We start from the raw sequence: 12,494 nt of genomic DNA, 5'->3' as shown, positions 1-12,494 counted from the left end.
GATGCGTAACAGAACGAAATAAGGGTATTGGTGAGCAGTATGGCGGCTACGGTAAACAGCTTGCTGGAACAATGCGGGTATGCACACGACGATATCAAGCGTCGTGTGGCACAGGTTTGGTATGAGATCTTCGAGGGGCCGGATCGGTTCTATTGGGAGAACGAGACTGGCCTTGGCTATGTGATGGACACTGGCAACCATGACGTGCGCACCGAAGGCATGAGCTACGCGATGATGCTGGCCGTGCAATACGACCGCCGGGACGTGTTCGACAAGCTTTGGGGATGGGCAATGCGTTATATGTATATGCCGCAAGGACATCATGCGCATTATTTCGCATGGTCGGTGCGTCCGGACGGTGTGCCCAATTCTGCCGGTCCTGCTCCCGACGGTGAGGAATATTTCGCGATGGCGCTGTTCCTGGCATCTCGACGTTGGGGCGATGGAGAAGGCATCTATGCGTATTCCAAGCGCGCAAAGGAACTCCTGCGCTATTGCGTGCACAAGGGAGAGCCAGAGCGTGGCGCGGATTTCGCTGGAGAGCCGATGTGGAATCGGGAGAACAAGCTCATCAAATTCGTTCCCGAAACCGAATGGACGGATCCCTCGTACCACCTGCCACATTTCTATGAAGTATTCGCCGAGGAATCCGATGAAGAGGATCGTGAGTTCTGGAAGGCGGCAGCCCGAGCCAGTCGTGAGTATTTGATTCAAGCCTGCGACGAGACCACCGGACTGAATCCTGAATATTCAAATTACGATGGTTCGCCTCATATCAGCGAGCGTGGGCATTGGAATTTCTACTCCGATGCCTACCGCACTGCCGGCAATATCGGATTGGACGCCGCGTGGTGTGAACCCGTCGCAGAACTGTGCGATCGGGTGGCTGCGCTGCAGCAGTTCTTTCTGACCCATGATCGCACCAGTATCTACGCCGTTGATGGTAAGGCTCTGGATGAGACGGTGCTGCATCCAGTAGGGTTCATAGCAGCCACCGCCGAAGGTTCGTTAGCCTCATGGTATTCGAATGCGTCGGATGCGCGCAACAACGCCCGCATCTGGGTGAACATGTTCTGGAACACTCCAATGCGAGTGGGCTCCCGCCGCTATTACGACAATTTCCTCTACGCTTTCGCCATGCTGGCACTAAGCGGGGAATACCGCTGTTCTTGGTAGTCTCGGATTAATGGACTTTGTTGTGTGCCGCGGATTGTTCCACGCCACACGAGTCTTCGTTGCATCATTGTCGAAAATCAGGGAACCCTAACGTGCTTACGATTAACTTGCTCACGAACAAGTTAATCGTAAGCACGCTATTTTTGACTGCAGCGAGGTGCTCATCCGTTCCTTACGATGATACTCACACTGTATTGGTACTACCTCAGTTCGGGCGGAATGAAATTCGCGGGATCATTCTTAGGATTGAAATATGGGCCGACGGCATACAGGGGGATGTTGGTCATCCAGTTTTCAACGCGATATCCGCGCATTGAAGAGCGGAATCCATGCAATGACGTGTCTTTGCACAGCAGTTGAAGGCTTTTGGCGTGTACGTTTTCTTCGGCTTTGACTTCCAGAGGGGCTGGGGATCCGTCTCGTTCAAGGACGAAATCAACTTCGGCAGTGCCTTTGCCCGAAGACCAGTAATATGGCGTCTGTCCATTGGCAACCAGTTGTTGGCAGACATATTGTTCGGTCATGGCACCTTTGTATTCCTCAAAGGCCTTGTTCGACAGCAGAACGTCGCGTGCATGCACATTCATTGCCGCTCCCAGCAGCCCAATGTCGTGCATATACAGTTTGAAAGAAGACAAATCCTCGTAGTCGCGCAGCGGAAGTTGTGGTTTGCTTACGCGGTATACGCGATGAGCCAGTCCGGAGTCCACAATGAATTGGATAGCGGTGTCGTACTGAGCGCGACGTGCGCCTTGGGCGATGTGCCCGAAGACGAATTTATGGTTTTCTCGTCCGAGATGGGATGGAATGGAACGGAATGCCAGCCTGACCCGCTCGACATCGACGCCCGGCGTGGGCAGACCATGCTTGGAGAAATCGTTGTCGTAGTCGGAAAGCAATGCAGTTTGCCGTGTGCGTGCGGCAATGTAGTCGTTGTCTCCTTCGAGGAAATCAGTTACGGCGCGTGGCATACCGCCGACGAAGTAATATCGGCGCAGCATGCGTTCCAAACGATCAGAGAAAATATTCATCCTGTCGAAATCAAGATTTTCAACTATCTCTGATAGCGCTTCTTCGCCACTCGCACTGAGAAATTCAAGAAAGGTCAGCGGATACATGTCGATGGTGTCGACTTTTCCGACAGGGAAGGATTGTCCGGCATGATAGGCCAGCCCAAGGTAGGAACCAGCCGCTGCGATGTGCTGTTCAGGAGTTTCTTCCGCAAATGCTTTCATCAAAGTCAATGCAGCGGGAACCTCTTGTATTTCATCAATGATGATTAATGTGCGTCCCGGTGTGATTTTGACGCCGGTGAACACGGAAATATTCTCCAATGTTCGTGCGGCATTGTAGCCGGCATCGAATACGGCTCTTGCTGATTCGCTCATAAGATTGATGTAGGCGCAAGAATCGTAATGCGCTCGGCCGAGGTTCTGTAGGGCGTAGGTTTTGCCGACCTGTCGTGCTCCGCACAGTACCAGAGGAAGATGCTTGGGATTGCGCGACCATCGTAGTAGTGTCTCATCTATCGTTCGTTTCATGGCCTTATCTCCCTCTCCCAAATATGGTTTGCAATTATTCTAAGGAAGATTTCGGCGTGTCGTGCAAAAAACCTGACGAACATTCATGGGTTTTTGACAAAAAACCGAAGGAACCTATACGTGTGACTAAATAGAAATGCTGCGGCCCTGTTCGTGAGCACCATGCCGGTATGAGCTAATCCGGCGCGCCACTCACCAACAGGGCCGCAGCATTGTTGCAATCGTTCAGTTATGGCTCGTAGGGCTTTTGCAGCTCTCAGCCGCGGGCGGCCGCATAAGCCTCGTATACCGCAGGTGTGGGCTCTGCTGTGTCAACGCCATCGATTGTCAGCTGCCAGGCCGGCGGCTCAGCTTGTCCCGAAAGCACCCAAGCGGCCTGACGAGCGGCACCGATGGCCACATACTCGTCCGTGGCCGGGCGGGTCACATCCATACCGAGAATCGCCGGGGCAAGCGTGCGAATGGCCACGGACTTCGCACCGCCACCAATCAGCAGCACACGTTCGATTGAGGCACCCAGCGCACGAATCAGCTCCAGGCAGTCGCGCTGCGAGCACAACAGACCCTCGACGAAGGCGCGAGCCAGGTTCGCCTTAGTAGTGTTCTTCAACGTCATGCCCGTCAACGACGCGGTGGCATCCGGGCGATTCGGCGTGCGCTCGCCGTCGAAATACGGCACCAAGGTAATGCCGCCGGCACCCGGTTCGGCCTGGAAAGCCAGCTCAGCCAGTTCGTCGTAATCCACACCCAGTGCAGCGCGGCCGGCGTCGAGAATGCGAGAGCCATTGATGGTGCAGGCCAGCGGCAGATAATGGCCAGTGCAGTCGGCGAAGCCGGAGATGGCGCCGGTCAGGTCATAAACCGGATTTTCGGCGATGGCTGCGGCCACACCAGAAGTGCCCAGTGAAACGGACACGTCGCCCACGGCCATGCCAAGGCCCAGCGAAGCCATAGCGTTGTCACCGCCGCCGGGGCCGAGAATGCAGCCGCCTTCGATATCCTTACCGGCGATGGCGTGGCTGGCCTTCACGGCGGCCGCATCGCGCGGGCCCAGCACGGTCGGCAGCACAATCGCTTCGGCGTGGGCGGTGGCCTGCGGTGCGCTGTCGGTGTCGACATGGGCACAATCCGCTCCGGGCGTTACATGCTCATCGTAGGCGGGGGCAAGGGCCAGCGCGATCAGATCACGGCGATATTCGTTTTGTGCGGCATCGTAATAAATGGTGCCGGAGGCGTCGGAGCGATCGGTGAACAGGGCTTCGAGATGAGCGTCTTCGCCTTCGGCAACCGGGCCGTAGCCGGCGATGCGCCAGCTGAGCCAGTCGTGGGGCAGGCAGATTGCGGCGATCTTCTTGGCATTGTCGGGCTCGTGTGCGGCCACCCAGGCGATTTTCGTCAGGGTGAACGAGGCGACGGGGGAGGAGCCCACGGCCTTAACCCAGCGTTCCTTGCCTCGGGCGGTCTGCTCGGCCGGCTCGCCGGGCTCGGCGGGTGCTGCGCCGAACTGTTCGATCAGGTCGGCGGCCTCGGGTGCGGAACTGATGTCGTTCCACAGCATCGCGTCGCGAATCACGTTGCCTTGGCGGTCGAGAATAACCATGCCGTGCTGCTGGCCGCCGACGGCAAGAGCTGCGACATCATCAAGCCCGCCCGCCTGCTCGGCAGCGGCCTGGAACGCCTCCCACCAGTATTCGGGATTGACCGAGGTGCCGTCGGGGTGCTTGGCCTGACCGAACCGCACCTGTTCGCCGGTCAAGGCGTCCGTAATGCGAACTTTTGTTGATTGAGTTGACGTATCAATGCCGGCGACCAGTGTGTGCGACATATGCCTCCTCCTCGATGAGGTGTTTCAATGCGGCGTGGCGTGCCGCCTTCCGAATAGTTAGACGATTAAACTATACGGTATTGAGGCGGCAAAACGCAACAGAAACACGCGAGGCAGCGTGTTCGGTTCAGGGAATTGACGCACAATGTACCCCATGGGTCCATAGCAGGATCCACGAGACTGATACGGTTCGCGTGCGGTTCGACGTAACCCAAGATTTGGCTAGGAGGAACGACATGGCAGCGCCCCGCAGAATCAACCAGGACGATCTGCGCAACCACAACCTGTCGGTGACGCTGGAAGCGTTGCTGTGCGCGAACAAGGCGATGAGCCGCGCCGACCTGTCCAAACGGGTCGGTTTAACCAAAGCAACCATGTCTTTGCTGATTTCGTTGCTGATTGAGCATGGCATTCTGCAGGAGGGTGCGCCGGTTGTTTCCACCGCTTACGGCAGGCCCAGCACACCTCTTACAATTCGCGGTGGTGCCGTCGCTGGCATTGGCTTGCAGATCAACACCGACGGCTACGGCTGCCTTGCGCTGGATCTGAACGGCGACACTCTGGGGCGTGAGTGGGTGAGCGCAGACATGACACGCACCGACCCCTACGAAGTGTTCGCCAAGCTTGACGCAATGACCTTCCCCCTGGAAAGCCGGCTGAAACACCGGGGCTGCAGGGTGGTGGGCGCGGGACTCGCACTGCCCGGCATCGTCACCGAAGACATGCGGCTGCTGGTGGCTAGGAACCTCGACTGGGAGAACGTGGACTTAACACGGTTCAACGTGGTTCGTCGCCTCGACGCCGTGGCAGGCAACGAAGCCCAGATGGCCGCCATCGCCCAGATTCCCGGCTATGCCACCGAACGTGCCGACTTTCTGAACGTGGTGGATCGCACCGACTCCTTCATCTATCTGTCCACCGACATCGGCATCGGCGGTGCCGTGGTACGTGACGGCGAAGTGGTGCCGGGATCGCATGGTTTTGCCGGCGAAATCGGTCATATGTCAGTGTCTCTGGACGGTCCGCTGTGCAACTGCGGGCGTCACGGTTGCTTGGAAACCTTTGCCGGCCGACGTGCGTTAGTTGAAGCTGCCGGTATTGCCGAAGGAGAGGCGGCCAGCGACGCTGTGGCCATCGAAGCATTCCTGCAACGTTGGCGTTCGGGCGATCCGGTGGTGGCTGATGTGATGGACAAGGCCGTCGACGCGCTGGTGTCCGCCATTGCTTCCGCAGTAAATATGGTCGATGTGGATACCGTGCTATTGGGCGGCCTGTGGAGCCATTTCGGCGAGGAATTGGGATCCGTACTTGCCGGACGTCTGCGCTCGGAGATTTTAGGCTATCCAAACGTGCGTATCCGTGTGGTCGTGCCGCCTGTGGCCCAGCATCCTTCGCTGTATGGCGCGGCGGAAACCGGACTGCGTCGTTTCATTGATAACCCGCTGCACTTCCTTGACGATTCGACGGCGAAATAGTCGTGAATCGCCTGTAGCTTGCGCGGTGTTCGGCGCAGTTCGCGGGCTGGGGTTATACTTGCCCCTCGTCGCCCTTGTAGCTCAGTCGGTTAGAGCAGCACCCTTATAAGGTGTTTGTCCTGGGTTCAAGTCCCAGCAAGGGCACGCGATGTATCAGCGACGCTTGGCTAGGTTCGTTCAGTCCGCGCGTGCGCGTACAATCCCTAAGGTTCCGGTTCACGTCTGCCATAGGGGCAAGACGACCCGGGTCCCCCGAATTCCATAGGAGACACCATGAAGCAGGGTATTCATCCCGATTATCACGCCGTTGAGGTGACGTGCTCGTGCGGCAGCACTTTCGTGACCCGCACCGCTGGCAAGGGCGACCACATGTTCGTTGACGTGTGCTCCAGCTGCCACCCCTTCTACACCGGCAAGCAGAAGATTCTCGACACCGGCGGCCGCGTCGCTCGCTTCGAGAAGCGCTACGGCAAGAAGACCAAGTAGCATTCTTCACGCCAGTCCACTTCGGTTTGGCGCGCTTCGGCGTGCCTTGCAACAACCGATATCGGACTGGCGTTTTTGTATCTTCGCGCACATAACACGCGCACATGATCGCGCACACAGCACTGTGCGCACCATATCAACCTACAAACTTTCTACATAACAGTGCTCCACGAGCAGAGAGACGATACATATGGCAGACGAACAGTTCCCAGCGGCGGCGACCGCGCTTGAGGAATACCAGTCCATCGAAGAGCAGATGGCCAGCCCCGAAGTGGTGACCAACCCCGACAAGATGCGCAAACTGGGCCGTCGTCACGCCGAACTCGGCGCCATCGTCGCCGCCTACAAAACTTGGCTGCAGGTTAAGGATGATCTTGAGGCAGCACGCGATATGGCCGACGAGGATCCCGATTTCGCAGAGGAAGCCAAGCGTTTGGAAGCCCAGCTGCCCGAGGCTGAAGACAAGCTGCGCACCGCGTTGATTCCGCGCGATCCGGATGATGCGCGCGACACGATTATGGAAATCAAGGCCGGTACCGGCGGCGAGGAAGCCGCACTGTTCGCCGGTGATTTGCTGCGCATGTATACCCGTTACGCCGAAAAGCGCGGCTGGACCGTAAACGTGCAATCCGAGAACACCACCGAGTTGGGCGGCGTCAAGGATGTGCAGATTGCCATCCGTGCCAAGGGCACGCCCGCCCCCGAAGACGGCGTATGGGCAAGCCTCAAATACGAAGGCGGCGTGCACCGCGTGCAGCGCGTGCCCGTCACCGAATCGCAGGGCCGCATCCAGACCTCCGCCGCCGGCGTCATCGTGTTCCCCGAAGCCGATGAGGATGACGACGAGATCGAAATCGATCCCAAGGATCTGAAAATCGACATCTTCATGAGCTCCGGCCCCGGCGGTCAGTCCGTGAACACCACGTACTCTGCCGTGCGCATGACGCACATCCCCACCGGTATCACGGTGAACATGCAGGATGAGAAGTCGCAGATCCAGAATCGTGCGGCGGCCCTGCGGGTACTGAAATCACGCCTGCTGGCCATGAAGCACGAGCAGGAGGCCGCCGAGGCCGCCGATATGCGTCATTCTCAGGTGCGTTCGCTCGACCGCTCCGAGCGCATCCGCACCTACAACTTCCCCGAAAACCGCATCGTCGACCATCGCACGAACTACAAGGCCTACAACCTTGACGCTGTGCTCGACGGCGATTTGCAGGCCGTGATCGACTCCGACATCCAAGCCGATGAATCCGACCGTCTGGCCAATCAGCAATGACAAAGGCCGACGCAATCATTCGCCAAGCGGCTGCCCGGTTGCGTGCCGCGGGTGTTGATACGCCCGAACATGACACGAAACTTCTGGCAGCCGAAGCCTGCGGCATCGCCTTGCACGACATCGACAAGGCGATGCTGATGGGCGACGACCTGAACATCGACGCCGCGCGGTTCGCAAGCATGCTGGAGCGCCGCATTAAGCGAGAGCCGCTGCAATACATCGTCGGTCATGCGCCGTTCCGTTACCTTGACCTTAGCGTTGGACCGGGGGTGTTCATTCCCCGGCCGGAAACCGAAACCGTGGTGCAGGCCGGTCTTGATTGGCTGGCGACGCAGCATATCGACAGTCCCCGCGTCGTGGATTTGTGCGCCGGCTCTGGTGCCATCGGCCTGTCCGTAGTCACTGAGGTGCCCGGCAGTCATGTTTGGGCGGTGGAAGTCAGCGCGGCAACCGCCGAATGGACACGTCGCAACATGATGCAGGCCGCACAATCGCACTGCTGCGTGACTTCCAACTATCATCTGGAAATCGCCGATGCCACCAGTCCTTATACCTTGGCGCCCTTGGATGGCACCATCGATATGGTGATCACCAATCCGCCATATGTGCCGCAGTCCGCCATTCCCGAACAACCTGAGGTGCGTGATTGGGATCCGGAACTGGCCCTCTACGGCGGTTCAGCGGACGGTACGCTCATTCCTGAACGCATTATCGAGCGCGCCTTTGGTCTGCTTAAATCTGGTGGGTTGCTGGTTATGGAACATGACGTGACCCAAGGCGACCGGTTGGTTGCCTACGCGCAGCATGCTGGTTTTGTCAACGCCGCTACCGGCAAGGATTGGACCGGGCGTGACCGCTACCTTATTGCCGAAAAGGCCTAGTACACCAGTTGTTCGTTAAGCTAAAGCTTGCGCGAGGGCACGTCGCGGCGCGATGATGCAATAGTAGATTGTGACAAAGGCGGCTTGGCTGCCAAAGGCCGATGCTGTAAGACGCGGCCGTGGAGGAACGGAGGCATGATGAGCGTAACGTGTGGAATCGATGAGCAGTCATTAGCCGAGGCGGCGAGAATCGTCCAGAGCGGCGGACTGATTGTTATCCCCACCGATACCGTTTACGGCATCGCCTGTGACCCGCGCAATGCCGACGCCATCGCTCGTATCTATGAAGCCAAACGCCGCCCCCGGTTCAAGGCATTGCAGGTGTTGCTCGCCTCCACCGACCAATTGGATGAGCTGGGCCTTGATTTGCCCGCGCCTCTTAACCGCCTCGCTGCGCAATTCTTGCCCGGCGCATTTTCCCCGATTGCTGTGGCGCGCGAAGGCTGCACTTTGGCCACGTTGGCCGACACCGCGAACGGCAGGCCCGGTACGCAAGGTATTCGTATTCCTAACAGCGCTGCAACCTTGGCCATTCTGAAAGCTACTGGCCCCTTGGCTGCCTCCAGCGCGAACCGCTCCGGCGAACAAAGCGCGCAAAGCGTCGAAGAGGCGCGTGAAGCGCTGGGCGATATCGTCGATCTGTATCTGGATGGCGGTGCCACACGTGGCCATGTTGCCAGCACCGTGGTTGCGGCTGATCCCTATGCGCGCGATGGCGTGGACATCCTGCGTGAGGGTGTGATTCCCGCAACCACCATCCGAAAGGCTTTGCATATGAATGGTGGGGGACTGGGCGCATGAGAATCTATCTGCTAATCGCAGCCATCGCCGGTGGTGTCACCTGGCTGGTAACCCCGCTGATCCGTCATCTCGCCATCGAAATCGGTGCGGTGGGCCAAGTGCGCGCCCGCGACGTGCATACCATCCCCACGCCGCGCATGGGCGGTCTTGGCATGCTGATTGGCTTCACCGTGGCTACGATTTTCGCCTCGCGCATGCCGTTCTTGTCTGGCCTGTTCAACGGCAACTACCAAATGTGGGTGATTCTGGCCGGCGGCATAATGATCAGCCTGCTGGGCATGGCCGATGATCTGTGGGATTTGGATTGGATGCTCAAGCTTGCCGGGCAGCTGCTGATCTCCGTATTCGTGGCATGGGGTGGACTGCAGATTATCTCGCTGCCATTCGGCGACTCCCTGGTCACCGCTTCACCAAGCCTGTCAATGGCAATCACGGCGTTCCTTATCGTCGCTTCGATCAACGCCGTCAATTTCGTGGACGGCTTGGATGGCCTATCCTCCGGCATCGTGGCCATAGGCGGCATCGCCTTCGCTATTTACTCATATATCATCGCCCGCTCATCGCCCAGCTATGCTTCGCTCGCCACCCTGATCGACGTGGCGATGGTTGGTGTGTGCGTAGGATTCCTGCTGCATAACTGGCATCCGGCCAAACTGTTCATGGGCGATTCCGGTTCGATGCTGCTTGGCTATCTGATTACCTGCGCGTCGATTGTGATGACCGGGCGCTTGGATCCTGCCTCGATTCACGCCAGCATCTATCTGCCGCTGTTCATGCCGATTCTGCTGCCGATTCTCGTGCTATTCCTGCCGGTGCTTGACATGGTGCTGGCGATTGCGCGACGCCTGGCCAAAGGCCAGTCCCCGATGCATCCGGATCGTATGCACCTGCACCATCGCATGCTGCGCATCGGTCATTCGGTGCGTGGCGCGGTGCTGATTCTGTGGGGCTGGGCCGCGCTGATCGCATTCGGATCGATTACCATTCTGTTCTTCAAAGCCCAGCATGTGGCTGCCGGTATGGCCGCCGCCGTGGTGGTGCTGACCTTAGCCACCATGTATCCGTATCTGAAACATCGGCTGCCGGAATTGCAGGCGGAGAACCTGGCCTATGAGGCGGCGCGTAAGTCAGCGCAGCATGCCACGGATGCTCCGCGGGTTGGCAAGGCTGACAAGTCCGATACAACCAGCGCAACCGGCAAAGCTGACACAACCGACACAGTCAACACGGCCAACCAATCCGATCAGTCGGACAACAAGTCTGATAACTAACCGGATAGCTATTTGGACAACTAGAGGGATCCACTGAGCAGATTGCCAGCGAAAACGTTGGCAACTAGCGGCTGGGGAGTGTCGTGAGGTCAGCGCATGTTCATATAGTGTTTACATGGCTACAAACCTTGATGAATTGAACGCTCAATCGGCGTATGCCCCTCTTCCCCCGATTTTCGCCCAGCTCGGCCTTGCTTATGATGATGTGCTGCTGCTGCCGAACGAGACGGACGTCATTCCCTCCGAAGTGGACACCACCACTCACCTGACCCGCAAGATCACCATGAAGGTCCCGGTGCTCTCTGCGGCCATGGATACCGTCACCGAAGCCGAAATGGCCATCGCCATGGCCCGTAACGGTGGCATCGGCGTGCTGCACCGCAATCTGTCCATCGACGATCAGGCCGCTCAGGTCGATGTGGTCAAGCGCTCCGAATCCGGTATGATCACCGACCCGCTGACCGTTAACCCCGAAGTTTCCCTGGCTGATCTCGACAAGCTGTGCGGTCGTTTCCACATCTCCGGACTGCCGGTGGTGGATAAGGACAACAAGCTCGTCGGCATCATCACCAACCGTGACATGCGTTTCATCGCCTCCGAGGATTATGACACCCTGAAGGTTAAGGATGTCATGACCCGCGAGAACCTCGTCACTGGCCCCTCCAACATCACCAAGGACGACGCTCACCGTCTGCTCGCCAAGCACAAGGTCGAGAAGCTGCCGCTGGTCGACGATGAAGGCCACCTGACCGGCCTGATCACCGTTAAGGACTTCGTCAAGACCGAACAGTACCCGGACGCCACCAAGGATGAGCAGGGTCGTCTGCGCGTGGCCGCCGGCGTTGGCTTCCTCGGCGACGCCTGGCAGCGCGCCTCCGCTCTGATGGAGGCCGGCGTGGACGTGCTCGTGGTCGACACCGCCAACGGTGAAGCCAAGCTCGCCCTCGACATGATCTCCCGCCTGAAGCATGATTCCGCCTTCGATGGCGTGCAGATCATCGGCGGCAACGTGGCCACCCGCTCCGGCGCTCAGGCCATGATCGATGCCGGCGCGGATGCCGTGAAGGTCGGTATCGGCCCCGGCTCCATCTGCACCACCCGCGTGGTCGCCGGTGTCGGCGTGCCGCAGCTCACCGCCGTGTACGAGGCCGCTCAGGCCTGCCGTGCGGCCGGCGTGCCCTGCATCGCCGATGGTGGTATCCACTACTCCGGCGATATCGCCAAGGCCCTGGTGGCCGGCGCATCCACCGTGATGCTCGGCGGCACCCTGGCCGGCTGCGAGGAAGCTCCGGGTGAGAAGGTGCTGCTGCACGGCAAGCAGTACAAGCTCTACCGTGGCATGGGCTCCCTCGGCGCCATGGCTCCGCGTGGCAAGAAGTCCTACTCCAAGGATCGCTACTTCCAGGCCGACGTCACCTCCTCCGACAAGGTGGTGCCGGAAGGCATCGAAGGCGAAGTGCCGTACCGCGGCCCGCTGAACGCCGTGCTCTACCAGATGATCGGTGGCCTGCACCAGTCGATGTTCTACATCGGTGCCCACACCATCCCTGAAATGGCCGAAAAGGGTCGTTTCATCCGCATCACCGACGCCGGCCTGCGCGAATCGCATCCGCACGACATCGTGATGACCACCGAAGCCCCGAACTACTCCGGCTTCCACAACAACTGATAGCCGGGGCTTGAAGCCCGATAACGGCAACAACTGAATTGGCCTCAGGCGTTTTCGAACGTCCGAGGCCAATTCCGTATCGATTCATAT

At 58.8% G+C, this 12,494-nt stretch carries 10 protein-coding genes and 1 tRNA gene; 9 read left to right on the top strand and 2 right to left on the bottom strand.

Annotation, left to right across the window (positions count from 1 at the left end; all coding sequences use genetic code 11):
- Positions 1–39 precede the first annotated feature (39 nt).
- Positions 40–1,176 carry a family 8 glycosyl hydrolase gene (locus G1C95_RS04455; protein WP_169171743.1) on the top strand — a complete coding sequence of 379 codons (1,137 nt, stop codon included), beginning with the start codon at positions 40–42 and terminating at the stop codon, positions 1,174–1,176.
- Between the two features lie 200 nt (positions 1,177–1,376).
- Here G1C95_RS04455 and G1C95_RS04450 read toward each other — a convergent pair whose 3' ends face one another.
- A complete protein-coding gene (locus G1C95_RS04450; RefSeq protein ID WP_169171742.1) occupies positions 1,377–2,717 on the bottom strand; it encodes an ATP-binding protein in 1,341 nt (446 codons plus the stop codon).
- 256 nt (positions 2,718–2,973) lie between these two features.
- Complete coding sequence (locus G1C95_RS04445; RefSeq protein ID WP_169171741.1) at positions 2,974–4,542, bottom strand: xylulokinase; 1,569 nt, start codon at positions 4,540–4,542, stop codon at positions 2,974–2,976.
- A gap of 236 nt (positions 4,543–4,778) precedes the next feature.
- Between G1C95_RS04445 and G1C95_RS04440 the strand changes: the two genes are divergently transcribed.
- The 8 genes from G1C95_RS04440 to guaB all read left to right on the top strand — a co-directional run bounded on the left by G1C95_RS04440 (position 4,779) and on the right by guaB (position 12,404).
- On the top strand, positions 4,779–6,017 hold the full coding sequence (locus tag G1C95_RS04440; protein ID WP_169171740.1) for an ROK family protein: 1,239 nt from the start codon (positions 4,779–4,781) through the stop codon (positions 6,015–6,017).
- A gap of 70 nt (positions 6,018–6,087) precedes the next feature.
- Positions 6,088–6,161: transfer RNA gene (locus tag G1C95_RS04435), tRNA-Ile, on the top strand.
- A 129-nt stretch (positions 6,162–6,290) separates the two neighbouring features.
- Positions 6,291–6,503, top strand: coding sequence for a 50S ribosomal protein L31 (gene rpmE / locus G1C95_RS04430; RefSeq protein ID WP_169171739.1), 213 nt, complete (start codon positions 6,291–6,293; stop codon positions 6,501–6,503).
- Between the two features lie 190 nt (positions 6,504–6,693).
- Positions 6,694–7,782 (top strand): peptide chain release factor 1, encoded by a 1,089-nt coding sequence (prfA, locus tag G1C95_RS04425; protein ID WP_169171738.1) that lies wholly within the window; start codon positions 6,694–6,696, stop codon positions 7,780–7,782.
- Positions 7,779–8,663, top strand: a complete 885-nt coding sequence (gene prmC / locus G1C95_RS04420; RefSeq protein ID WP_169171737.1) for a peptide chain release factor N(5)-glutamine methyltransferase — start codon at positions 7,779–7,781, stop codon at positions 8,661–8,663. Before prfA ends, prmC begins: the two co-directional genes overlap by 4 nt.
- Positions 8,664–8,801: 138 nt before the next feature.
- Complete coding sequence (locus G1C95_RS04415) at positions 8,802–9,464, top strand: L-threonylcarbamoyladenylate synthase (RefSeq protein WP_169171858.1); 663 nt, start codon at positions 8,802–8,804, stop codon at positions 9,462–9,464.
- The gene (locus G1C95_RS04410; RefSeq protein ID WP_240947417.1) at positions 9,461–10,735 is read left to right on the top strand and encodes a glycosyltransferase family 4 protein; all 1,275 of its coding nucleotides are present in this window, start codon (positions 9,461–9,463) and stop codon (positions 10,733–10,735) included. Before G1C95_RS04415 ends, G1C95_RS04410 begins: the two co-directional genes overlap by 4 nt.
- Before the next feature lie 115 nt (positions 10,736–10,850).
- Positions 10,851–12,404 (top strand): IMP dehydrogenase, encoded by a 1,554-nt coding sequence (gene guaB, locus G1C95_RS04405; protein ID WP_169171736.1) that lies wholly within the window; start codon positions 10,851–10,853, stop codon positions 12,402–12,404.
- Positions 12,405–12,494 lie beyond the last annotated feature (90 nt).

This window comes from Bifidobacterium oedipodis (genome assembly GCF_012932425.1).
GTDB lineage: Bacteria > Actinomycetota > Actinomycetes > Actinomycetales > Bifidobacteriaceae > Bifidobacterium > Bifidobacterium oedipodis.
This window is presented reverse-complemented; position numbering and strand designations above follow the sequence as displayed.

Excerpts from the sequence above, each read along its gene's own strand:
- G1C95_RS04455 (WP_169171743.1), top strand. The coding sequence starts at position 40 with ATGGCGGCTACGGTAAACAGCTTGCTGGAACAATGCGGGTATGCACAC.
- G1C95_RS04450 (WP_169171742.1), bottom strand. The coding sequence starts at position 2,717 with ATGAAACGAACGATAGATGAGACACTACTACGATGGTCGCGCAATCCC.
- G1C95_RS04445 (WP_169171741.1), bottom strand. The coding sequence starts at position 4,542 with ATGTCGCACACACTGGTCGCCGGCATTGATACGTCAACTCAATCAACA.
- G1C95_RS04440 (WP_169171740.1), top strand. The coding sequence starts at position 4,779 with ATGGCAGCGCCCCGCAGAATCAACCAGGACGATCTGCGCAACCACAAC.
- rpmE (WP_169171739.1), top strand. The coding sequence starts at position 6,291 with ATGAAGCAGGGTATTCATCCCGATTATCACGCCGTTGAGGTGACGTGC.
- prfA (WP_169171738.1), top strand. The coding sequence starts at position 6,694 with ATGGCAGACGAACAGTTCCCAGCGGCGGCGACCGCGCTTGAGGAATAC.
- prmC (WP_169171737.1), top strand. The coding sequence starts at position 7,779 with ATGACAAAGGCCGACGCAATCATTCGCCAAGCGGCTGCCCGGTTGCGT.
- G1C95_RS04415 (WP_169171858.1), top strand. The coding sequence starts at position 8,802 with ATGAGCGTAACGTGTGGAATCGATGAGCAGTCATTAGCCGAGGCGGCG.
- G1C95_RS04410 (WP_240947417.1), top strand. The coding sequence starts at position 9,461 with ATGAGAATCTATCTGCTAATCGCAGCCATCGCCGGTGGTGTCACCTGG.
- guaB (WP_169171736.1), top strand. The coding sequence starts at position 10,851 with ATGGCTACAAACCTTGATGAATTGAACGCTCAATCGGCGTATGCCCCT.